Genomic DNA, 21,665 nt, shown 5'->3' with positions numbered 1-21,665 from the left:
CGGGCGCGCGCAGTGGGATAGACCACGGAGCGCGCCCGGTCTCGGCCGAGGCAAGGCTCGACAATCCGGCCTAGGCTGCTGGGGTGACAGAGGTCAACACGGTCGACCCCCAGCCCACCGAAGCGAGCATCCGGCGCGCCCTGCGCCGAGCAGCCGACGGCAAGGCGGTGGACGCCGACGAGGCGACCGCCCTGCTGGCCGCGACCGGTGAGCAGTTCGACGAGCTGCTCTCGATCGCCGGCGCCGTCCGCGACGCGGGCCTGCGTGAGGCCGGGCGCCCGGGTGTGGTCACCTACTCCCGCAAGGTCTTCATCCCGCTGACCCGGCTGTGCCGCGACCGGTGCCACTACTGCACGTTCGCCACGGTGCCGCACCGGCTGCCGGCCGCGTTCCTCGAGCGCGACGAGGTTCTCGAGATCGCCCGCCAGGGTGCCGCCCAGGGCTGCAAGGAGGCCCTGTTCACGCTGGGCGACCGGCCCGAGGATCGTTGGCCCGCGGCCCGGCAGTGGCTCGACGAGCGCGGCTACGACTCGACCCTCGACTATGTGCGCGCCTGCGCCATCGCCGTGCTCGAGGAGACCGGCCTGCTGCCCCACCTCAACCCGGGCGTGCTGAGCTGGGCCGAGCTGCAGCGTCTCAAGCCGGTCGCGCCCAGCATGGGCATGATGCTCGAGACCACGGCGACCCGGCTGTGGTCCGAGCCCGGCGGCCCGCACTACGGTTCCCCCGACAAGGACCCGGCCGTACGCCTCCGCGTGCTCGACGACGCCGGCCGGGTGGGCGTCCCGTTCACCACCGGCATCCTGATCGGCATCGGCGAGACCCCGGCCGAGCGGGTCGACGCGCTGTTCGCGATGCGCCGCGCCGCCCGCGAGTACGGCCACATCCAAGAGATCATCATTCAGAACTTCCGGGCCAAGCCGGACACGGCGATGCGCGGCATGCCCGACGCCGAGCTGCGCGAGCTGGCCGCCACCGTGGCCGTGGGCCGCATCATCATGGGCCCGCGCGGCCGCCTGCAGGCCCCGCCCAACCTCATCGACGCCGAGTTCTCGCTGCTGCTGCGGGCCGGCATCGACGACTGGGGCGGCGTGTCGCCGGTGACCCCCGACCACGTCAACCCCGAGCGCCCGTGGCCGCAGATCGACCAGCTGCGGGCCAGGTCGGCCGAGGCGGGCTTCGAGCTGCGCGAGCGGCTGACCATCTATCCGGAGTACGTGCGCCGCGGCGGCGAGGGCTGGCTCGACCCGCGCGTGACGGCGCACGTGGCCGCGTTGTCCGGCGAGGACGGTCTGGCCCGCGAGGACGCCGAGGTCGTGGGCCGGCCCTGGCAGGAGCCCGACGACGCGTACGCCTCGGGTCGCACCGATCTCTTCGCGACGATCGACAGCGAGGGCCGCACGGCCGACCGGCGGTCCGACTTCGACGACGTCTACGGCGACTGGGACGAGGTGGCCGCCCACATCACCACCGAGGCGCCGCGGCGGATCGAGTCCGAGGTGCTCGCCGGCCTCAAGCTCGCGTCGACCGAGCCAGCCAAGCTGCTGCTGCCCGAGCACGAGGACGCCGCGATGGCGCTGTTCAACGCGGACGGCCAGGCCCTCGACGAGCTGGCCGGGATCGCCGACGACCTGCGCCGGCAGGTCAACGGCGACGACATCACGTACGTGGTCAACCGGAACATCAACTTCACCAACGTCTGCTATGTGGGCTGCCGGTTCTGCGCGTTCGCCCAGCGGGAGAAGGACGCGGACGCCTATCGGCTCTCGGTCGAGCAGGTGGCCGACCGGGCCGAGCAGGCCTGGCAGGACGGCGCCTCCGAGGTGTGCATGCAGGGCGGCATCGATCCCAAGATGCCCGTGACCGCGTACGCCGACCTGGTCCGCGCGGTCAAGCAGCGCGTCCCCGGCATGCACGTCCACGCGTACTCCCCGATGGAGATCGTCACCGCGGCGGCGAAGGCCGGCGTCCCCGTGCGCGAGTGGCTGGCCGAGCTCAAGGAGGCCGGCCTGGGCACGATCCCGGGTACCGCGGCCGAGATCCTCGACGACGAGGTGCGGTGGGTTCTCACCAAGGGCAAGCTGCCCACCAGCGCCTGGGTCGACGTGGTGACCAACGCGCACCAGCTCGGCATCCGGTCGAGTTCGACCATGATGTACGGGCATGTCGACCACCCGAGGCAGTGGCTCGGCCACTTCCGGGTGCTGGCCGGCATCCAGGATCAGACCGGCGGTTTCACCGAGTTCGTGGGCTTGCCGTTCATTCACACCAATGCGCCGATCTATCTGGCCGGCCTGGCCAAGGCCGGTCCCAGTTGGCGGGAGAACAGGGTCGTCCACGCGATGGCGCGGGTTCTGTTGCACGGCCGCATCGACAACATCCAGTGCTCCTGGGTGAAATTGGGCGATGAGGGTACCCGGGTGATGCTCGACGGGGGCTGCAACGATCTTGGGGGCACTCTGATGGAGGAAACGATCTCCCGGATGGCGGGTTCCGAGCACGGATCGGCTCGTACGGTGGCTGAGCTCAAGGAACTCGCGGCGGCGGCAGGTCGCCCGGCAGTGGAGCGGACCACGACCTACGGTCGACGGTAGGTCACAAAACGGGTTAAATTGGACGCGAGTGAACGGGACCGCGTTACCTACCGGGGCTTCGGAGAGATAGGGCAGGAACGGGACCCTGTCGTGGCTGAGGCGCGCCGGGGAAACGGGCCTATTTATCAGGTTCGGCTTGACGACGCACGTCTTACACGCGTGTAATTTCGAGTGGGGTTGTGAGTTGGAGCGCGCACAAATGTGACTCCTGCTCGCAAAAAACACGCTGCGTGCGTGGGGGGTCAGTGCCGGCAGTGATGCCGGCGCGGAAATTGGGAGGCACGCCGATGGAAGCGCAGGTTGAAGGGGTCGACCTGCTCGGGGACGCGCCCGAGTGGCAGGAACGGGCGCTGTGTTCGCAGACCGATCCGGAAGCCTTCTTTCCGGAAAAGGGTGGGTCCACCCGGGAGGCGAAGAGGATCTGCGGTCGGTGCGAGGTCAAGGCCGAGTGCCTGGAATACGCACTGGGTCACGACGAGCGTTTCGGTATCTGGGGTGGACTGTCCGAGCGCGAGCGTCGCAAGCTGAAGCGACGCGTTGCTTGATCATTGCTTGGTCAGGCTGAGCGCTTGATCAGGCCCGGGTAGTCAGGACAGTTCGTCAGGATCCACCCCGAGCAGGTTGGCTACCTGCTCGATGATCACATCGTGGACGAGGTCGGCGAGGTCTTCGCGGTCCATCGCCCGGAATTCCAGCGGCCGGCGGTAGAGCACGATCCGCGGGGGGAGCTCCTGCCGGCCGGGGCGGCCCGGGAGAAGACGGGCCAGCGGCACCTCGCCGTCCTCGAGCACGTCGGAGTCGTAGACGTTGAGGTCGGGCGGCACATCCTCGACGGCGAACTCGACGCCGGCCAGTTCCTTCGCGTAGCGACGCTCCAGGCCCTCGACCGTGTCGAGCACGAGGTCGTCGAAGATCTCGGCCTTGGTGCGGGCCAGGGGCACGGTGGCCGGGACGAGCCGGCCGCGCAGGCCGCGGCCGTGCCGGTCGCGACGGGCCGGATGCCCCGGGCCGGCCTTGCGCGCCGCCCGGGACGGCTCGCTGCGGCGGCGTTCAGGACTGGTGGTCACTGAAGCAACTCTAGTCCTCCGACGGTGTGACACGGAGTCTGACCTGTTTCCGCCGTGTTGATTCGCCCCTTCGGGTCGATACGACGGTAATTCGTCCCATCGGGTGCCGCGTGTCGGTCGGTCATGACCGAATCGTGATGCATCGTGGGTCGGCGTGTCGCGGGGTTTCGGCGCCCACGCGGGCCGCCGGGGCGATAACGTGCCGCCGTGAGGTCACCACGGCGTTGCTCCCGGAACGGCTGTCCCCGACAGGCTGTCGCCACGCTGACCTACGTCTACAGCGACTCCACAGCGGTCGTCGGCCCCTTGGCTGCCTTCGCCGAACCCCACACGTACGACCTGTGTGAGCCGCACGCCCGCAGCCTCACCGCCCCGCGAGGCTGGGAGCTCGTCCGGCACGACGGCGACTTCGCCCCGCCGCCGCCGACCACCGACGACCTGGTCGCTCTGGCCGACGCCGTCCGCGAGGCCGCCCGCCCGCCGGCGCCGCCCCCGCGCGCCGACGACGAGGAGCGCCTCCCGGGCCACCAGACGGGCCGCCGGGGTCACCTGCGGGTCATCCCGCCGTCGCACTGACCGTCAGGGCAGCGCGACCAGGGTGTAGTGCTTCTTGAGCCACGGCAGCAGCGTGCGGTACGCCGCGATGGTGTCGGGCTGGCCATAGTCGTGCGACAGCACGATCGCTCCCGGCCGGCAGTGTTTCTCGATCCGGTCGACCACCTTGGCCTGGTGCGCCGCGCTGGTCTCACCCTGGTGGTGGCTCCAGTCGCGCGGGTCGACCTTCCAGTAGATCGAGGTCATCCCCAGCTGCTTGGCCTGGGCCACCAGCCGGGGCGTGAAGTTCCCGCCGGGCGCCCGGAAATACTTGATCTTTGCGCCGGGGGCGGCCCGGCGGATGGCCGCGTTGGTGCGGGACAGGTCGGCGCGGATCCCGGCGGCCGGGTCCTGGCCCAGCTTCAGGCTGTGGTTCCAGGTGTGGTTGCAGAGCGTGTGCCCCTGCGCGACGATCTGGCGCACGATGGCGGGGTGCCGCTTCACCTGCGAACCGACCAGGCAGAAGGTCGCCTTCACGTGGTGCTTGGCCAGCAGGCGCAGGAGCTTCGGGGTCTCGTACGGGTCGGGCCCGTCGTCGAAGGTCAGCGCGACACCCTTGGTGCCGGTCAGCACGTGGCTGCCCGCCGGGCCGCCGTACCGAGAGTTGCCGACCGCGCGGGCGGAGGGCTGGCGTTTGTGCCCGGCGGCCGGCCGGGATGTCGCGGGCTTGGGCTTGGCCCCGCTCGACGAGGACGCGGTCGCCGCGGTCAGGGTGCCGGTGCTGTCCGCCGCCGACTGCGCGGACGCACGCCCGGTCAGGCCGATGGCCAGCAGCACCACGCCCAGCAGAACCGCCTTCTTGGCCCTCGACAACCGCACAAGTTCCCCCCTCGACCGTCCGGCCACCGACCTTGCCGTCCGGACAGCGCGCAGCGCCGGTTCCGCACGGGAGGCGGCACGGTCGGGGGAGAAGCCGGCCCGTCGAGCGGCCATCCGGGCCAGGGCCAGTGCTCTCCGGTCGAGTGCTGCCGCGGCGCGGAGGATGCGCCGGCAGAGATCGGTCAGCAAGCGTAGGAACTGGTCTCGCACTCTGGTCCTCGTGGTCGGCACGGTCGCGTCGGCACTGTTCGCGCTCGGCGCGTCGGTCTGACGGCGAACCGCCGCCACCCCGTTGGTGATACGGGACGACGGCGGTGCACGGATCAGTTTGTGGCCGGGTCCAAACGCCCGGCAATCCTGGCGATCAGGAGAGTTCGGCCAGCTCCTGTTCGGTGAGCAGGCGCGAACGGATGAGGAATCGTACGCCTTCCGGCGCCTCCAGCGAGAAGCCGGAACCACGTCCGGGGACCACGTCCACCGTCAGGTGGGTGTGCCGCCACAGCTCGAACTGCGAGGCCGACATCCAGAACGTGATCGGCTCGTCCACCCCGTCGACCTTCAGGGACTCGAGCAGGACGTCGGACTGGCCGGTGCGGAACTCGCCCTCCGGGAAGCACATCGGCGAACTGCCGTCGCAGCAGCCGCCGGACTGGTGGAACATCAGCGGGCCGTGCTGGCCCCGCAGCTGCCGCATCATGGCGGCAGCGGCGGGGGTCACGTCGACTCTGGTGGCCATGGCCTAGAAGAAGCCCATCGCCTTGGGGCTGTAGGACACCAGGAGGTTCTTGGTCTGCTGGTAGTGGTCGAGCATCATCTTGTGGTTCTCGCGGCCGATGCCGGACTGCTTGTAGCCACCGAAGGCGGCGTGCGCCGGGTAGAGGTGGTACGAGTTGGTCCAGACCCGGCCCGCCTTGATCGCGCGGCCGGCCCGGTACGCGGTGTTGATGTCCCGGGTCCACACGCCGGCGCCGAGGCCGTAGAGGGTGTCGTTCGCGATCTTGATGGCGTCCGCGTAGTCGGCGAACGAGGTCACCGACACGACCGGTCCGAAGATCTCCTCCTGGAAGATCCGCATGGCGTTGTTGCCCTCGAAGATCGTCGGCTGCACGTAGTACCCGCCGGACAGGTTGCCGCCCAGATCGGCCCGCGCGCCGCCGGTGAGCACCTTGGCACCCTCCTGCCGGCCGATGTCCAGGTAAGACAAGATCTTCTCGAGCTGGTCGTTGGAGGCCTGCGCGCCCACCTGGGTGTCGGTGTCGAGCGGGTTGCCCTGCTTGAGGCCCTCGACCCGCTTGACGCCGGCGGCGAGGAAGTCGGTGTAGATGCCCTGCTGGATGAGCGCGCGCGACGGGCAGGTGCAGACCTCGCCCTGGTTGAGCGCGAACATCGAGAAGCCCTCGAGCGACTTGTCGTAGAAGTCGTCGTCGGCCCGGGCCACGTCGTCGAAGAAGATGTTCGGGCTCTTGCCGCCCAGCTCCAGCGTGACCGGGATCAGGTTCTCCGAGGCGTACTGCATGATCAGCCGGCCGGTCGTGGTCTCACCGGTGAACGCGACCTTGGCCACCCGGTTGGACGAGGCGAGCGGCTTGCCGGCCTCGACGCCGAACCCGTTGACGATGTTGACGACGCCCGGCGGGATCAGGTCCGCGATCAGCGACATCAGGTAGTGGATGGACGCCGGCGTCTGCTCGGCCGGCTTGAGCACGACCGCGTTGCCGGCGGCCAGCGCGGGAGCGAGCTTCCAGACCGCCATCAGGATCGGGAAGTTCCACGGGATGATCTGGGCGACGACGCCGAGCGGCTCGTGGAAGTGGTAGGCGACCGTGTCGTCGTCGATCTCGCCCGCGGTGCCCTCCTGAGCGCGGATGGCGCCGGCGAAGTAGCGGAAGTGGTCGATCGCCAGCGGGATGTCGGCGGCCAGCGTCTCGCGCACCGGCTTGCCGTTCTCCCAGCATTCGGCGACGGCCAGCTTCTCGAGGTTCTGCTCCATCCGGTCGGCGATCTTGTTGAGGATGTTCGCCCGCTCGGCCGTGGAGGTGCGGCCCCACGCGTCCGCGGCGCCGTGCGCGGCGTCCAGGGCCTTCTCGACGTCGTCGGCGGTGCCCCGGGCCACCTCGCAGAAGTCCTGACCGGTCACCGGGCTGGGGTTGGCGAAGTACTGGCCCTTCGCGGGCGGCACGTATTCGCCGCCGATGAAGTGGTCGTACCGGGATTCGTAGTTGACGATCGCGCCGTCGGATCCGGGCGCGGAATATACGGTCATGCCAGCCTCCGTACCTCTGGGGTGCGGCCGACCTTAGTTACGGGCACGTTGCAACGACGTTGCAAGACCGTACTCGGCCCGCAGGTCGCGGATCCGGGCCAGCGTCATCGGGCGGGCCGGCGCCGTGGCGGGCAGCAGCCGGGCGTACGCCTCCCAGGTCTCCAGGTCGTCGGCGCCCCAGGGCGAATGCACCCACGTCTGCAGCACCGTACGGTCGCGGGCGGCCAGCAGCGCCGAACGCAACCGGTCGTCGACGAGCCGCCGCAGCCGCACCACGCCCGGCGCGTCCGAGCCGGGCAACAGCGGGCCCGCGTACGCCTGCAGGGCCTCGGCCACCCGGCCGTGCTCGAGCAGCCGGACGACCGTACGGAAATCGGCCTCGACCTCGGCCCGCAACCGGTAGGGCCGCGACTCCATCAGCTCGGGACCCAGCGTCCGGCGCAGCCGGGACAGCTCGGCCCGGACGGTCACCGGGCTGGGGTCGTCGCCGTAGAGGCCGAAGCCCAGCTCGTCGCCCGTGCTGCCCTCGGGGTGGGCCAGCAGCAGCACCAGCAGCTCGGAGTGCCGGCGACCCAGGCGCCACTGCCGGCCCGCGAAGGTCAGCAGCGCCTCGTTGCGGCCCAGCGCGGCCACCGAGTCCGCGGTCGCAGCCGAGCCGAGCTGGCCGCGCAGGTAGGCCTCGGCGGCGAGCGCGGTCGCCCGGACCAGCGCGAGGCTGTGCGGGTTGGCCAGGTGATCGCCGCCGGTCACGTCGATCGCGCCGAGCAGCCGGCCGGTGCCCGGGTCGTGGATCGGCGCCGCGGCGCACGTCCAGCGCTGGGCGTTGCGGCTGAAGTGCTCGGTCGCGAAGATCTGCAGGGGGTGGTCGACGGCCAGGGCCGTGCCCGGGGCGTTGGTGCCGGCGTGCGCCTCGTCCCAGCGGGCGCCGGGCACGAAGTTCATCTGCTCGGCCCCGCGCAGCACCTTGGACGTTCCCTCGACCCAGAGCAGACGCCCGTACGCGTCGCAGACGGCCATCAGGTGCTCGCCGTCCTCGGCCAGGCCGCCGAGCAGGTCGCGGAAGATCGGCAGGACCCGGGACAGGGGATGGGCCGCGCGGTAGGACTCCAGGTCGTCGTCGCTCAGCTCGATCGGCGCGGTGGCGTCGGGCCCGGGCAGTGCGACGGCCGAGCGCCGCCAGGACTCGGCGACCACCGGCCGCATCGCCGGGCCGTCGGCCCCGGCGTCGGCGGGCCGGGCGCCCGCCACGAATCGTTCGTGGGCGCGGCCCACCTGCCGCATTCGCTCGACGGGATCGGCGCCGGCGTCGAGGGCGAGCCACGGGTTGGGCACGGAGACACCTCCAGACCCCCATCGTGACCCGCATCACGGTCCTCGACAAGCTCTGATCGTCGGGCGATGCCGATCGCGATCGGACCACGTAACAGTGACGCTGCTTCGTTGCCACCTTCCCGTCCACCGGCCTCCGCTACTCTCGGCGGGTCATCGGGAGTGGGGTCAAGGGGGAGCAGTGTCTGATCTGTCCAAGATCGTCAAGGCGTACGACGTCCGGGGCATCGTGCCGGACCAGTTCGACGAGGCGGTCGCGAGGGCGCTCGGCACCGCGTTCGTGGAAATGCTGCGGGAGTCGGGCGACAACGCCGACGAGATCGTCATCGCGCACGACATGCGCGAGTCGGGCCCGGGGCTGGCCGCCGCGTTCGCGCGGGGCGCCAACGCGGCCGGCGCCGCCGTCACGAACATCGGCCTGGCCTCCACCGACGGGCTGTACTACGCCTCGGGCTCGCTGGGCCTGCCCGGCGCCATGTTCACCGCCAGCCACAACCCCGCGCAGTACAACGGCATCAAGCTGTGCCGCGCCGGCGCGCGGCCGGTCGGTCAGGACAGCGGCCTGGCGATCGTGCGGCAACGCGCCCAGGCCCTGCTCGACGACCTGAACGCCGAGGCTGACGGCCCGTCGCGGGTGCAGACGCGCGACCTGCTGGAGGCGTACGCGGCCCACCTGCGCTCGCTGGTCGACCTCTCCGGCATCCGGCCGCTCAAGGTCATCGTGGACGCCGGCAACGGCATGGGTGGTTTCACCGTCCCGGCCGTGCTCGGCGACCAGGTGCTCCCGGCCCTGCCGCTCGAGATCGTGCCGCTCTACTTCGAACTGGACGGCTCGTTCCCCAACCACGAGGCCAACCCGCTCGACCCGGCCAACCTGGTCGACCTGCAGAACGCGATCCGCGAGCAGGGCGCCGACATCGGCGTCGCGTTCGACGGCGACGCCGACCGCTGCTTCATCATCGACGAGAAGGGCGACCCGGTCTCGCCCTCGGCCGTCACCGCCCTGGTGGCCAGGCGCGAGCTGGCCAAGTTCCCCGGCAGCACCGTGATCCACAACCTGATCACCTCGCTCGCCGTGCCCGAGATCATCACCGAGGCGGGCGGCACGCCGGTGCGCAGCCGGGTCGGCCACTCGTTCATCAAGGCCGAGATGGCCCGGACGAACGCGGTCTTCGGCGGCGAGCACTCGGCCCACTACTACTTCCGCGACTTCTGGTTCGCCGACACCGGCATGCTGGCCGCGATGCACGTCCTCGCCGCGCTGGGCGGCCAGGAGCGGCCGCTGTCCGAGTTCGCCGCCGAGTACGAGCGCTACAGCGCCTCCGGCGAGATCAACTCGACGGTCGCCGACGCCGCGGCCCGGACGGCCGAGGTGCGGGCGCACTTCGCGGGCGCGACCTTCGACGAGCTCGACGGCCTGACCGTGACCCTGTCCGACGGCGCCTGGTTCAACCTGCGGGCGTCCAACACCGAGCCCTTGCTGCGGCTCAACGTCGAAGCGGCCAAGCCCGACCGCATGGCGTCCCTGCGCGACGAGGTGCTCGCCATCGTCCGCAGCTAGGATCAGGAAACTCACCTGTCGCTGTAGCAGAAGGAGCCGTTCGGTGGCCCTCGATCCGCAGTTGTTGGACATCCTGGCCTGTCCGGACACGCATCACGCGCCGCTGACCCACGACGCCGAGGCCCAGACGCTGACCTGCACCGAGTGCGGGCGCATCTTCGAGGTCCGCGACGACATCCCGGTGCTGCTGCTCGACGAGGCCCGCCTCCCCGGCCAGGGCGGGGTGGCCTGATGGCGGGCCCGCTCGAGGGTCGCGCCGGCGTCCACGGTCACCGGCACGTCGACGAGTCGCTTCTCGACGACGAGAAATCGATGCTGGCCAACGACCCGGGCGGCATGCTGCGGGCCACGGCGTCGGCCGGGGCCCAGGTCCGCGAGGCCGCCGCGCTGGCCGCCGAGACCGACCTGAGCGTGCTGGCCGACGAGGGCCGCCCGCGCGCGGTCGTCGTCGCCGGCATCGGCACGGCCGGCCTCACCGGCAGCATCCTGTCGACCGTGGCCGGCCCGCGCTGCCCGGTGCCGATCATCGGTCACCGCAGCGCCGGGGTGCCCGGCTGGGTCGGCGCGGCCGACGTGGTCATCGCCGTCTCGGCCTCCGGTCGCAGCCCCGAGGCCCTGGCCGCGGCCGAGGCGGCCGCCCGCCGGGGCGCCCGCCTGGTCGCCGTGGGCAACCCCGACTCCGAGCTCGAGGCGCTGGCCGCCCGCGCCCGCGCGCCGTTCTTCGCGGTGCCGCGTCGCGCCCCGGCCCGGGCCAGCCTCTGGGGCCTGGCCGTGCCGGTGCTGCTCGCCGCCCGGGCGATCGGCCTGGTCAAGGTCAACGAGGCCGACCTGGCCGAGACCGCGACCCGGCTCGACGCCGACGCCGAGCGCTGCCGTCCCGGAGCCGACTCCTTCGTCAACCCGGCCAAGGCGCTGGCGCTCGGGCTGGCCGGTTCGATCCCGATCGTCTGGGGCTCGTCGCCGCTGGCCACCGTGGCCGCCCGCCGCTTCGCCGAGACGCTGGCCGCCAACGCGCGCTACCCGGTGATGGCCGGCGCGCTCGGGGAGGCCGGTCGCGGTCGCGTCGGCCTGCTCGACGGCGTGTTCGGCGGGCTCGCCGAGACGTCCCGCGACATCTTCGCCGACCCCGACGAGGAGCAGTCCGACTCGACCCGGCTGCGCCTCGTGCTGTTCCGCGACGGCGGGCTCAACCCCGAGGAGGACGCGGACGAGCCGGTCGCCGTCGAGGAGCGCCGGGCCGACGCCGTGCAGACGCTGGCCGAGCGTCGGGGAGTGCGCTGCGACGTGCTCACCGCCGAGGGCGGCTCCGCCCTGGAACGGCTGGCCTCGCTCACCTCGGTGCCCGACTTCGCCTCGCTCTACCTGGCTCTAGCCCACGGGCTCGACCCGATGGCGGTGCCCGCGATCAGCGAGATGAAGGAGCTTTCAAACCCGCTGCCCGAGGGAATGCAGTAGCCGACCTGGTCGGACATCCCTGTGGAGCGGTTACATGAGTGCTGAAGGCGGTACCAAGGCGATCATCGCGGCGCTGGCCGCGAACCTGGGCATCGCTGCCACCAAGTTCGTGGCGTGGCTGCTCACCCAGTCGTCCTCGATGCTGGCCGAGGCCATCCACTCGGTGGCCGACTCCGGCAATCAGCTGTTGCTGCTGGTCGGCGGCAAGAGAGCGAAGAGGCAGGCCACCCCCGAGCACCCGTTCGGCTACGGGCGCGAGCGCTACATCTACGCGTTCATCGTCTCGATCGTGCTGTTCAGCCTCGGTGGCCTCTTCGCGCTCTACGAGGCCTGGCACAAGATCCGCGAGCCGCACCCGATCGAGAGCTGGCAGTGGGTCCCGGTGCTCGTCCTCGTGGTCGCCATCGGCCTCGAGAGCTACTCGTTCCGTACGGCGATCAAGGAGTCCAACCGCACCCGGGGCAACACGTCCTGGGTCGACTTCGTCCGGCGGGCCAAGGCGCCCGAGCTGCCGGTGGTGCTGCTCGAGGACAGCGGCGCGCTGCTCGGCCTGATCTTCGCGTTCTTCGGCGTGGTGCTGACCCTGATCACCGGGAACGGCGTCTGGGACGGCATCGGCACGGCGGCCATCGGCCTGCTGCTGGTGTGCATCGCGGCGATCCTGGCCATCGAGACCAAGAGCCTGCTGCTGGGCGAGGGCGCGAACCCCGAGGCGGCCCGCCGGATCGAGCAGGCCGTGCTGGCCGGCGAGGGCGTCGAGCGGATCATCCACATGAAGACGCTGCACCTGGGCCCGGACGAGCTGCTGGTGGCGGTCAAGATCGCCGTACCGGGCGCGGAGCGGGCCGACGAGCTGGCCCGGCACATCGACGAGGCCGAGTCGCGCATCCGCGAGGCGGTGCCGATCGCCCGGGTCATCTACATCGAGCCGGACATCTACCGCCCGGCCGACGCCGCGGCGGTGGCGGCTACGCCGTCGTCGACGGCCGAACACGGGTAAATTCTGCAGATCATGAGCGTCTTCTCGCTGACCGGCACCGTCCGTCCGTACGCCTGGGGTTCCCGCACCATCCTGGCCGAGCTCCAGGGGCGGCCGGCGCCCACCGACCAGCCCGAGGCCGAGTTGTGGCTGGGCGCCCACCCGGGCGACCCGGCCACGGTCGCCGGGCCGGACGGGCCGGTCAGCCTCGAGGCGCTCATCGCCGACGACCCCAAGGGCCAGCTGGGCGAGGCGGTCGCCGGCGAGTTCGGGCCGAGGCTGCCGTTCCTGCTCAAGCTGCTGGCCGCCGAAAGCCCGTTGTCGTTGCAGGCCCACCCCGACCTCGAGTACGCGAAGCAGGCGTACGCCCGTCAGGAGGCCGATCCGGGCCTGCCGAAGAACTACACCGACGCCAACCACAAGCCCGAGATGCTGGTGGCCGTCACGCCGTTCGAGGCGCTGTGCGGCTTTCGCGCGCCCGCCGCCGCGGCCGACGAGATCGAGGCCTTCGGGGTGGCGGCGCTGGCGCCGGTCGTCGAGGCCCTGCGCGGGGGAGACCTGCGCACCGCCGTGCACACCCTGCTGACCTGGCCCACCGCCGACCGCGACGCGCTGGTCTCCGCGGTCGTCGCCGCGGCCCCGGCCAAGGGGTTGGTGGCCGACCTGGCCGCCCACTACCCCGGCGACCCCGGCGTGCTGGTGGCCCTGCTGCTCAACCACGTGCGCCTGGCCCCCGGCGAGGCGATCTGGATGCCGGCCGGCAACCTGCACGCCTACCTGCGCGGCGCCGGCGTCGAACTGATGGCCGCGAGCGACAACGTCCTGCGCGGCGGTCTGACCCCCAAGCGCGTCGACGTCGACGAGCTGCTCCGCGTGCTGCGCTTCGAGGTGCTGGACGACCCGATCCTGCCCAGCGCGGAGGTGGCCCCCGGCGTCTCGACGTGGTCGGTGCCGGTCCCCGATTTCGAGCTCTTCCGCGTCGAACTGGACGGCACCCGCCCCCCGGCGGAGGTGCCCGCCACCGGCCCCCGCATCATCCTGGCCACAGCCGGCGACGTCTTCGTCGGCGAAAGCGTCGACGGCACGCCGGTGGAGCTCACCCCGGGCGCGGCCGCCTACGCACCCGCGGACGCCGGCGCCATCAAGGTCGCCGGCACCGGCCAGGTCTTCGTGGCCGCCGTCCCGGCCTGACCCAGCTCCCACCGATTAGCGGCGCCGCAGGATCACCCGCGTCTTGCCACAGTCGCCGTCCTCGACCACCGCGCCGCCGCCTGGCCGCAGCGGCACTGCCACACCGCCCCCGGCGCCCCTGCAGGGCTGCACTCCTGCAGGGCCACTCCTACCAGAGCCGCACTCCTGCAGAGCCGCACTCCTGCAGGGCCGCGCTCGTGTGCGACCGCACCGGCACGCCGCCGTCTGGACGCACCCGCTCGGGCCGCTCACCTGCCTGGCGGTATCGCTGTGTGGCCGCACCGGCACATGGCCACCTGGCCGCAGTTGCCTGGCTCCTCCCACTAGCCCTTGCACCTGCCTGACGGCGCCGTCGCACGGCCCAGGCGCCACACCGCACCGCCTCCCGCCGCCTCCCACCGCACCCCACTGCGCCGGCCCCGCTGCACCCGCCGCACCGCCGCTCCTGCACCGCCACATCTCGCCGCGCCGAGCACCGCCACATCCCGTTGCACTGCGCTCCGCTTCATCCCGCCGCACCTGCTGCACAGCCTCCCGCCGAGCAGCACCGTCCGCGCAGCACCGCGCCGTCCCGTCTCGCGCCGCACCGCGCTGCGCCGTCCCGCACCGCGCTGCGCTGTCCCGCGCCGCTCCCGCCGCGCCGCGCCGCACCGCGCCGCTCCCGCCGCGCCCCGGTCGTAGCTGCTGCTGCTTGGTAGCGCTGTGGCACAACCTTCTTGCACGCAGAGTTGCCCTACAGGGTCAGGAAAATAGGAAATTTCCGGATCAGCTTGACACGGACTGTGCGGAGTGTGAATCTATAAACACGCAGCGTCATTGGTGATCGGGGGGTCCCACGGACGCGCGCGGTACCAAACCGGGGGGATGAACGGGGCGGCGGGTCCAGGCCTGCCGTCCCGTTCGCTATGTGCACATGGGCACAGGCCGGCGCGGGCCGAGAAGTCGCCATCGCCGTGCTGCGGCGGCGCCGCGAACCGCGCCGAGCATCCGCCGGTGCCGCGAACCGCGCCGAGCTCCCGCCGGTTCCGAGATCCTCCGACTCGGTCCACGCCCCACGCGGGACGAGAAGCCACCGCGATGGGTCCGGCGCAGCGAGCCGCGCCGAGCGTCCCGCCCCGGTTGCAAGATTCTTCGAATTGGTCCACATCCCACGCGGGACGAGAAGCCACGGTGATGAGCCCGGTGCAGCCAACCGACCCGAGCGTCCCGCCGGCGTCGAGAGCGCTCGACCCACACCGCCGGCACAGGTTTTGACCGGGTCCCGTCCGCGTCGGCGGACGGGACCCGTTTTCCGGGCCGGTGGTGTTTGCCGCCACCCCGATCCCGTGGTCCTCCTCCATTACGGCATGACCTCTGACCTGCGTGCAAGTGCACAGAGTGGGTTGCAAGTTGCAGTGAGCGACCGGTGAAACGTTATGGTGTTCCCGTGGCAAGGGCGACGTCGACGGCACGGCGCGAGCTCGGGAACGAGCTGCGCCGTCTTCGTGGCGACCGCCGGGCGGCCGACGTGGCGTCCGCCCTGGGCTGGTCGGAGTCCAAGCTGAGCCGCATCGAGACCGCTCACACCGGCATCACCGAGGCCGACCTCGACCGCCTTCTGACGACCTACGGCGTACGGGTGGAGGACCGCGACCGCCTGCGCGACCTGGCCCGCCACGGCCGCGCCCGGGCCTGGTGGGCGCCCTACCGCTCCTCGGTCCCCGACCCGTACGACGAGTACGTCGCCCTCGAGGCCGAGGCGGTGCTCATCAGCGAGTGGGAGCCGCAGGTCGTCCCCGGTCTGCTGCAGACCGACGAGTACGCCCGGGCCGTGATCGAGGTGGGCGCCGACGTCGGCGCGGCCGAGACGATCCAGCGCCGGCTCGCCCTGCGGATGGCCCGGCAGGCCGTTCTCACCCGCGACCCGCCCCCGGTGCTGCGCATCGTGCTCGACGAGGCGGTGCTGCACCGTGAGGTCGGTGGGCCCGAGGTGCTGCGCCGGCAGCTGGCGCGGCTGGTCGAGGCCAGCGAGCGCCCGGGCGTCGAGCTTCTGGTGCTCCCGTTCAGCGCCGGCGCGCACGCCGGCATGACCGAGCCGTTCATGGTTCTCGAGTTCGGGCCGGGCACGCGGGCCCCGGTCGTGCACAGCGAGGGCCTGACCGGAGGTCTCTTCCGGGTGAAGCCCGCCGATGTCGACGTCTATCGAGATGCCCTGTCTGACCTGCGAGAACGCTCGATGTCGGCAGAGATGAGCCGAACGGCTATCGCTCAGAGGGAGGAAGCGCTCCGCGCGTTGGCGGCATCGTGAGTTCCAATGGAGGCGCAACACTCCTTGGAAGGGGACCCACGATGCAGGACGCCACTCTCTCCTGGCGTAAGAGCACTCGAAGCGGAGCCGCAGGCCACTGCGTCGAGGTCGCGAACGTTCCGTCGGCCGTGCTGGTGCGCGACTCGAAGGACGTCTCGGGTCCGGTGCTCGCCTTCGGCGACACGGACTGGACCGGCTTCATCGCCGGTGTGCGGGCCGGAGAGTTCGACCGCCCCGGCGCCTGACCAGCGGAGGGCGGCCCCATCCGGGGTCGCCCTTTTTGTCCGGCCTGTTCTGTCGTCGCCTGCCCGCGGTCCCCTAAGCTGACGCTTGGTTTTTACGCAAGATCGCCCCCGGGGTGGGTGGGGTTCGGGAGGACAGTGCAATATTGGACCGCATGAGAGCCCGGGTACTCGTCGTCGATGACGATCCAGCGCTGGCCGAGATGCTCGGCATCGTTCTGCGCAGTGAGGGATTCCTGCCCTCCTTCGTCGCCGACGGTGAACGCGCTCTGGCCGCCTTCCGGGAGAACCGGCCCGACATCGTGCTGCTCGACCTGATGCTGCCGGGCATGAGCGGCATCGACGTGGCGCGGGCGATCCGGGCCGAGTCCGGCATCCCGATCGTCATGCTGACCGCCAAGAGCGACACCGTCGATGTGGTGCTCGGCCTCGAGTCGGGCGCCGACGACTATGTGGTCAAGCCGTTCAAGCCCAAGGAGCTGGTGGCCCGCATGCGGGCGCGGCTGCGCCGGGGCGAGGACGCGGCTCCCGAGATGCTGACCATCGGCCCGCCCGGCAACCAGATCACCATCGACGTGCCGGCCCACACGGTCGCCCGGGACGGCGAGGAGGTCAAGCTCACGCCGCTCGAGTTCGACCTGCTGGTCGCGCTGGCCCGCAAGCCGCGTCAGGTCTTCACCCGCGAGGTTCTGCTCGAGCAGGTGTGGGGTTACCGGCACGCGGCCGACACCCGGTTGGTCAACGTCCACGTGCAGCGGCTGCGCGCCAAGATCGAGCCCGATCCCGAGCGGCCGGAGATCATCCTGACCGTGCGGGGGGTCGGTTACAAGGCCGGCACCGGATAGGAGCCTCAAGCGGCTAACCTTGCCGCGTGCGTGCTCCGGCCTGGCTTCCGCTTCCGGTCCGCCGCGTCCTGCGGGTGGTGCGGCGATACTGGCGTGTTCTCGTCCGCCGGTTCGAGGTGTGGTCGTCGCCGGCGCGCCGGGCCTGGCGGCGTTCCCTGCAGCTCCGCGTCGTCACGCTGACCCTCGTCGCGTCCAGCCTGCTGGTCGGCGCGTTCGGCTGGTTCATCGCCGACCGCAGCGCCAAGATCCTGCTCAGCCGCGCGCAGGACGAGGTCCAGGTCTCCATGCGCAACAAGGTCTCGTACGCGGAACAGCAGCTCACCGTCCACCCGCAGGCCCGCGACCCGCGGCTGCCGACCACGTTCACCACGATCGTCGGTCAGCTCGCCGACGGCGACCCGGCCGAGTCGGGCGGCTCGGTGGTCTCGATGCGCGCCGGGCAATATCCGGAGCTGCCGTCGATCACCTCGCCGAACGTCGACACCGCCGACCTGATCTCGGCCGACCTCGTACGCCGGGTCTCCGACGGCCGCAAGGTCGCCAACCAGATCGTGACCGCCCACCTCGACGGGCGCACGACGAAATATCTGGTCACCGGCTCACCCGTGCCGACGAGCTTCGGCCACGTCGAGCTCTACTACCTGGTCCCGCTGACCACCGAGGACAGCGCGGCCAACCAGATCCGTACGACGGTGCTGGCCACCGGCCTGGCCCTGGTCATCATGCTGGGCGTCATCGCCGGCCTGGTGACCCGGCTCGTCGTGACCCCGGTGCGGGTGGCCGCGCGCACGGCTCAGCGGCTCAGCGCCGGCCTGCTCGACCAGCGGATGAAGGTCGACGGCGAGGACGACCTGGCCCTGCTGGCCGCCTCGTTCAACCAGATGGCGGCCAACCTGCAGCGCCAGATCGTCCGGCTGGAGGAACTGTCCCGGTTGCAGCGCCGGTTCACCTCGGACGTCTCGCACGAGCTGCGGACACCGCTGACCACCGTCCGCATGGCGGCCGATCTGATCTTCGCCGAGCGGGACGAGTTCGACCCGGCCGTGGCCCGCAGCGCCGAGCTCCTGCAGGCCGAGCTGGACAGGTTCGAGAGCCTGCTCACCGACCTGCTCGAGATCAGCCGCTTCGACGCCGGCTTCGCCGCTCTCGACGCCGAGCACTCCGACCTCGTGCCGATCGTGGAGCGGGTCGCCGACCGGCTGGCCGGGCTGGCCGAGCGGGTCGGCGTGGCGATCGAGCTGCACCTGCCCGACACGCCGGTGATCGCCGAGGTCGACCCGCGCCGGGTCGAGCGGGTGCTGCGCAACCTGGTCGGCAACGCCGTCGAGCACGGTGAGGCCAGGCCGGTGCAGGTCACGCTGGCCAGCGACGAGGCCGCCGTGGCGATCACCGTCCGCGACCACGGCGTCGGTCTCAAGCCGGGCGAGGAACGGCTGGTCTTCAACCGGTTCTGGCGGGCCGACCCGTCCCGCGCGCGGCAGACCGGCGGGACAGGCCTGGGCCTGTCGATCAGCGCCGAGGACGCGCGTCTGCACGGCGGCTGGCTCGAGGCCTGGGGCGCGCCCGGCGAGGGGGCCCAGTTCCGGCTCACGCTGCCGGTGCGGTCGGGCGACCGGTTGCTCGCCGCGCCCCTGCCGTTGATTCCGAGGGACCGCGTCCCCGCGCTGCCCGCCCCCAGTGGGACGGCAGCCGAGGAGATGAAGGCGGAGGTGGTCTGATGAAGCGTGCCCTCTGTGCCGTGACGGTGCTGGTCACGTTGCTGGCCGGTGGCTGCGGCATCCCGGCCGAGAGCGACGTGACGATCCTGGGCGAGGGTCCGTCGAGCGGCGTGTCGGTCGACGACGACGGCGCCCCACCGCCGCAGGCCGCCCGCCAGGCCACCGACGACCTGGAGGCCTTCGCCGACAACTACCTCGAGGCGGCGGCCGGCGACCCCGAGACGGCTCTCGACCGGGTCAAGGCGTTCCAGGCTCCGGGGCTGGCCGGGCGCTTCCCGACCGGCAACGACATCAAGGTCATCCGCGAGACGGAACGTCCGCTCTACTCACCCGGCGACGCCGAGATCACGTTCATCGTGCAGGTGGTCGGCACCCTGCGGGCCAACGGCGTGCTCCAACCGGCCGACACGACCTCGTCCGCGACGCGGTACAAGCTGCGCATCGGCTCGGTCGCGGGCCAGGACGGCCTGTTCGTCCTGGACGCCCCGCAGGCGATGCTGATGACCGACGAGGCGCTCGCCTCGTTCTACCTGCGCCGCACGATCTACTGGTGGAACAACGAGAACACGTCTCTGGTGCCCGATCTGCGGTACATGCCGCGCAGCGTGCCCACCGTGCAGCAGCCGACCACGATCCTGGGCTGGCTCACCGGCTCGCCGGCCCCCTGGCTCGCCGACGCGGTCAACAGCCTGCCGACCGGCACCCAGGCCACCGACAACGTGCCGGCCATCACCAACGACACGCTCGAGATCAGGCTCAACGACAAGGCCGTCCCGCAGGGCGCCGACCCGAACGCTCTCGACCGGTTGCGCCGGCAGCTGCAGTGGTCGATGCAACCGGTGCCCCGCACGATGGCGATCTCGATCGGCCACAACGAGCCGGAGCGCGTCACCGACGGTGAGTTCTTCGACAGCAACCCGGCGTATCACCTCGCCGACGAACCGGAACGGTTCGCCATCCTCGGCGGCGGCATCCGGCGGCTGAAGAACTCGCCGCACGCCGACGACGCGGTGCCGGTGCTCAAGCCGGCGGCGAACAGGAACATCGCCTCGGCCGCCATGAGCGCCTCCCCGACCCGGGCCTACGCCGCGGTGGTGACCGGTCCGGCCGATCAGCGCCGGCTGCGGGTGGCCGAGGCCCCGGTCGGCGAGCAGGCCGACCTCAAGGAGGTGGGCGGCCTGTCCGGCGCGCTCGGTACGCCGGTGTGGGCCCAGGTGCCCATCGGCGGCGAGCCCGCCCGGGCGATCGGCCTGATCACCATGAACGGCGTCGTCCACACCTTCGGCGCCACCGGGGCGCGGGCCCAGCGGGTCGAGTGGCAGGGCGATCCCGGCCCGGTCAGCGCGCTGTCGGTGGCGCCGGACGGGCACCGGGTGGCCGTGGTCAGCGGCGGCCGGCTGTACCGGGCCGCGCTCAACACGAGCGGCGACGGCATCACGCTGGGCCTGCCCGAGGAGGTGCTGCCGCCCACCCTCAAGGCGGTGACCGCGGTGGCCTGGAGCAGTGAGGACTACCTGGTGGTGGCCGGCGCCCGCCGCGACGGCCGGTACGCGGTCCTCGACGTGACGGTCGACGGCGCGCTGTCCACGGTCCGTCTGGAGGACATCGGCGCCGAGCAGGTGACCTACCTGGCGGCCTATCCGTCGAACCCGGTGAACGGCACCGAGAGGTCCTCGTCGGAGTCGTACGTGGCCGGTGACGCGGCGTGGGACGTGCTCAGCGCGCCCGACGAGATCACCCCGGGACACCTGGCCGGCCCGCCCGTGCCCCCGCAGTCCGATGCCGTTCCGACGGCGCCGTTCTTCCTCGACTGAGCCCGTCGATGACGATGCCGGGGCCGGCGCGCGGGGGCGGTCTGCTGGGTGATCTGGCCGACCTCGTGCTGCCGGCCCCGTGCGCCGGTTGCGAGGCCGAACGGGTGCCGCTGCGGTACGGCGTCTGCGCGCTCTGTGCGGCCCGGCTGGAAGCTTTGCGATGCTTCCGTACGGCGCCCGACCCGATGCCGCCCGGCCTGCCCTCGTGTGTGGCCGTGGGAGCGTACGAGGGAGCTCTGCGCGGCGCCCTGCTGGCGTACAAGGAGAGGGGCCGGCACCGGCTCGCCGAACCGCTCGGCCGGCTGCTGGCCACGGCGGTGGCCGCCCTCGCCCCGCGCGGCCTGCCCGTGACCCTCGTGCCGGTGCCGTCGACAGCGGCGGCAGCCCGCGAGAGGCACGGTGATCACATGCTGCGCCTGGCCACGCACGCCGCCCGGCGGCTGCGCGAGGCCGGTTGGGAAGCGGGGATCAGCCGCCGGCTCGAAGCGTTACCTCGACCCGACTCTACGTCACTGAGCGTGGCCGATCGGCGGGCCGCAGCTGAGGATTCGCTGCGAATCCGGCGTGCCCGAATCGGCATTCCGCGGCGCGTCGCGGCCCGGAAAGGCACGCTGGTGGTGGTCGACGACATCGTCACCACCGGGGCCACGCTGGCGGCGGTGACGCGCCGGCTCGAGGAGGCAAAGATGCAGGTCGATGGGGCTGCGGTGCTGGCCGCCACCCGATTGCGCAGACCGTCCGCGGCCGGTTTCGCCGGTTTCCCGCCTGACGGCACACAAAAGGTGAACCTCGGGCATCCGGTATCCCCAACGAGGGGTGACGCGGAAGCATCCGCACGTTAGCGTCTTTGTGACGAGGGTATGAGTTTTGCCTCAACCCGCTCCACGTTCAGGCGCAGCGCGTCCGC

Annotated in this window: 19 protein-coding genes; 14 read left to right on the top strand and 5 right to left on the bottom strand. The window is 71.6% G+C overall.

The genetic code is table 11. From position 1 onward, the window contains the following. Window positions 1–83: 83 nt before the first annotated feature. Window positions 84–2,594: a bifunctional FO biosynthesis protein CofGH gene (locus HJC40_RS12390; RefSeq protein WP_250001041.1), complete on the top strand. Its 2,511-nt coding sequence runs from the start codon at window positions 84–86 to the stop codon at window positions 2,592–2,594. Between the two features lie 287 nt (window positions 2,595–2,881). After that, on the top strand, window positions 2,882–3,139 hold the full coding sequence (locus HJC40_RS12385; protein ID WP_014688021.1) for a WhiB family transcriptional regulator: 258 nt from the start codon (window positions 2,882–2,884) through the stop codon (window positions 3,137–3,139). Window positions 3,140–3,181: 42 nt separating this feature from the next. Here HJC40_RS12385 and HJC40_RS12380 read toward each other — a convergent pair whose 3' ends face one another. After that, window positions 3,182–3,661 (bottom strand): metallopeptidase family protein, encoded by a 480-nt coding sequence (locus tag HJC40_RS12380; RefSeq protein ID WP_374271633.1) that lies wholly within the window; start codon window positions 3,659–3,661, stop codon window positions 3,182–3,184. Window positions 3,662–3,868: 207 nt separating this feature from the next. Between HJC40_RS12380 and HJC40_RS12375 the strand changes: the two genes are divergently transcribed. Then, window positions 3,869–4,237 carry a DUF3499 domain-containing protein gene (locus tag HJC40_RS12375; protein WP_250001039.1) on the top strand — a complete coding sequence of 123 codons (369 nt, stop codon included), beginning with the start codon at window positions 3,869–3,871 and terminating at the stop codon, window positions 4,235–4,237. Between the two features lie 3 nt (window positions 4,238–4,240). Here HJC40_RS12375 and HJC40_RS12370 read toward each other — a convergent pair whose 3' ends face one another. The 4 genes from HJC40_RS12370 to HJC40_RS12355 form a co-directional block, all read right to left on the bottom strand. After that, window positions 4,241–5,074 (bottom strand): polysaccharide deacetylase family protein, encoded by an 834-nt coding sequence (locus HJC40_RS12370; RefSeq protein WP_250001038.1) that lies wholly within the window; start codon window positions 5,072–5,074, stop codon window positions 4,241–4,243. Between the two features lie 364 nt (window positions 5,075–5,438). Next, complete coding sequence (locus HJC40_RS12365; protein WP_250001037.1) at window positions 5,439–5,810, bottom strand: DUF779 domain-containing protein; 372 nt, start codon at window positions 5,808–5,810, stop codon at window positions 5,439–5,441. A gap of 3 nt (window positions 5,811–5,813) precedes the next feature. Continuing rightward, window positions 5,814–7,337 (bottom strand): aldehyde dehydrogenase, encoded by a 1,524-nt coding sequence (gene adh / locus HJC40_RS12360; RefSeq protein WP_250001035.1) that lies wholly within the window; start codon window positions 7,335–7,337, stop codon window positions 5,814–5,816. A 33-nt stretch (window positions 7,338–7,370) separates the two neighbouring features. Next, window positions 7,371–8,669 carry a GAF domain-containing protein gene (locus tag HJC40_RS12355; protein ID WP_250001033.1) on the bottom strand — a complete coding sequence of 433 codons (1,299 nt, stop codon included), beginning with the start codon at window positions 8,667–8,669 and terminating at the stop codon, window positions 7,371–7,373. Window positions 8,670–8,847: 178 nt separating this feature from the next. Between HJC40_RS12355 and HJC40_RS12350 the strand changes: the two genes are divergently transcribed. The 11 genes from HJC40_RS12350 to HJC40_RS12300 all read left to right on the top strand — a co-directional run bounded on the left by HJC40_RS12350 (window position 8,848) and on the right by HJC40_RS12300 (window position 21,600). After that, a complete protein-coding gene (locus HJC40_RS12350) occupies window positions 8,848–10,227 on the top strand; it encodes a phosphomannomutase/phosphoglucomutase (RefSeq protein ID WP_250001031.1) in 1,380 nt (459 codons plus the stop codon). Window positions 10,228–10,270: 43 nt separating this feature from the next. After that, a complete protein-coding gene (locus tag HJC40_RS12345; protein WP_250001029.1) occupies window positions 10,271–10,459 on the top strand; it encodes a Trm112 family protein in 189 nt (62 codons plus the stop codon). After that, complete coding sequence (locus HJC40_RS12340; protein ID WP_250001027.1) at window positions 10,459–11,682, top strand: SIS domain-containing protein; 1,224 nt, start codon at window positions 10,459–10,461, stop codon at window positions 11,680–11,682. The genes HJC40_RS12345 and HJC40_RS12340 overlap by 1 nt, the downstream gene beginning before the upstream one ends. Before the next feature lie 34 nt (window positions 11,683–11,716). Further along, a complete protein-coding gene (locus HJC40_RS12335) occupies window positions 11,717–12,682 on the top strand; it encodes a cation diffusion facilitator family transporter (RefSeq protein ID WP_250001025.1) in 966 nt (321 codons plus the stop codon). Between the two features lie 12 nt (window positions 12,683–12,694). Further along, complete coding sequence (gene manA, locus HJC40_RS12330) at window positions 12,695–13,852, top strand: mannose-6-phosphate isomerase, class I (RefSeq protein ID WP_250001024.1); 1,158 nt, start codon at window positions 12,695–12,697, stop codon at window positions 13,850–13,852. A 1,426-nt stretch (window positions 13,853–15,278) separates the two neighbouring features. Beyond that, complete coding sequence (locus tag HJC40_RS12325) at window positions 15,279–16,139, top strand: helix-turn-helix transcriptional regulator (RefSeq protein WP_250001023.1); 861 nt, start codon at window positions 15,279–15,281, stop codon at window positions 16,137–16,139. Between the two features lie 41 nt (window positions 16,140–16,180). Continuing rightward, window positions 16,181–16,384, top strand: coding sequence for a DUF397 domain-containing protein (locus tag HJC40_RS12320; RefSeq protein WP_250001022.1), 204 nt, complete (start codon window positions 16,181–16,183; stop codon window positions 16,382–16,384). A 152-nt stretch (window positions 16,385–16,536) separates the two neighbouring features. Continuing rightward, complete coding sequence (mtrA, locus tag HJC40_RS12315; protein WP_250001021.1) at window positions 16,537–17,226, top strand: MtrAB system response regulator MtrA; 690 nt, start codon at window positions 16,537–16,539, stop codon at window positions 17,224–17,226. 77 nt (window positions 17,227–17,303) lie between these two features. Next, the gene (gene mtrB, locus HJC40_RS12310; protein WP_250001558.1) at window positions 17,304–18,944 is read left to right on the top strand and encodes an MtrAB system histidine kinase MtrB; all 1,641 of its coding nucleotides are present in this window, start codon (window positions 17,304–17,306) and stop codon (window positions 18,942–18,944) included. Then, entirely contained in the window at window positions 18,944–20,758 is a 1,815-nt protein-coding gene (locus tag HJC40_RS12305) for an LpqB family beta-propeller domain-containing protein (RefSeq protein ID WP_250001020.1), read from the top strand. Before mtrB ends, HJC40_RS12305 begins: the two co-directional genes overlap by 1 nt. An 8-nt stretch (window positions 20,759–20,766) precedes the next feature. Next, on the top strand, window positions 20,767–21,600 hold the full coding sequence (locus tag HJC40_RS12300; protein ID WP_250001019.1) for a ComF family protein: 834 nt from the start codon (window positions 20,767–20,769) through the stop codon (window positions 21,598–21,600). Window positions 21,601–21,665 lie beyond the last annotated feature (65 nt).

The sequence above is a fragment of the Actinoplanes sp. M2I2 genome (assembly GCF_023544445.1).
GTDB lineage: Bacteria > Actinomycetota > Actinomycetes > Mycobacteriales > Micromonosporaceae > Actinoplanes.
This window is presented reverse-complemented; position numbering and strand designations above follow the sequence as displayed.

Coding starts and splice junctions, on each gene's coding strand:
- HJC40_RS12385 (WP_014688021.1), top strand. CDS start 2,882: ATGGAAGCGCAGGTTGAAGGGGTCGACCTGCTCGGGGACGCGCCCGAG.
- HJC40_RS12365 (WP_250001037.1), bottom strand. CDS start 5,810: ATGGCCACCAGAGTCGACGTGACCCCCGCCGCTGCCGCCATGATGCGG.
- adh (WP_250001035.1), bottom strand. CDS start 7,337: ATGACCGTATATTCCGCGCCCGGATCCGACGGCGCGATCGTCAACTAC.
- HJC40_RS12340 (WP_250001027.1), top strand. CDS start 10,459: ATGGCGGGCCCGCTCGAGGGTCGCGCCGGCGTCCACGGTCACCGGCAC.
- HJC40_RS12335 (WP_250001025.1), top strand. CDS start 11,717: ATGAGTGCTGAAGGCGGTACCAAGGCGATCATCGCGGCGCTGGCCGCG.
- manA (WP_250001024.1), top strand. CDS start 12,695: ATGAGCGTCTTCTCGCTGACCGGCACCGTCCGTCCGTACGCCTGGGGT.
- HJC40_RS12320 (WP_250001022.1), top strand. CDS start 16,181: ATGCAGGACGCCACTCTCTCCTGGCGTAAGAGCACTCGAAGCGGAGCC.
- mtrA (WP_250001021.1), top strand. CDS start 16,537: ATGAGAGCCCGGGTACTCGTCGTCGATGACGATCCAGCGCTGGCCGAG.
- HJC40_RS12305 (WP_250001020.1), top strand. CDS start 18,944: ATGAAGCGTGCCCTCTGTGCCGTGACGGTGCTGGTCACGTTGCTGGCC.
- HJC40_RS12300 (WP_250001019.1), top strand. CDS start 20,767: ATGACGATGCCGGGGCCGGCGCGCGGGGGCGGTCTGCTGGGTGATCTG.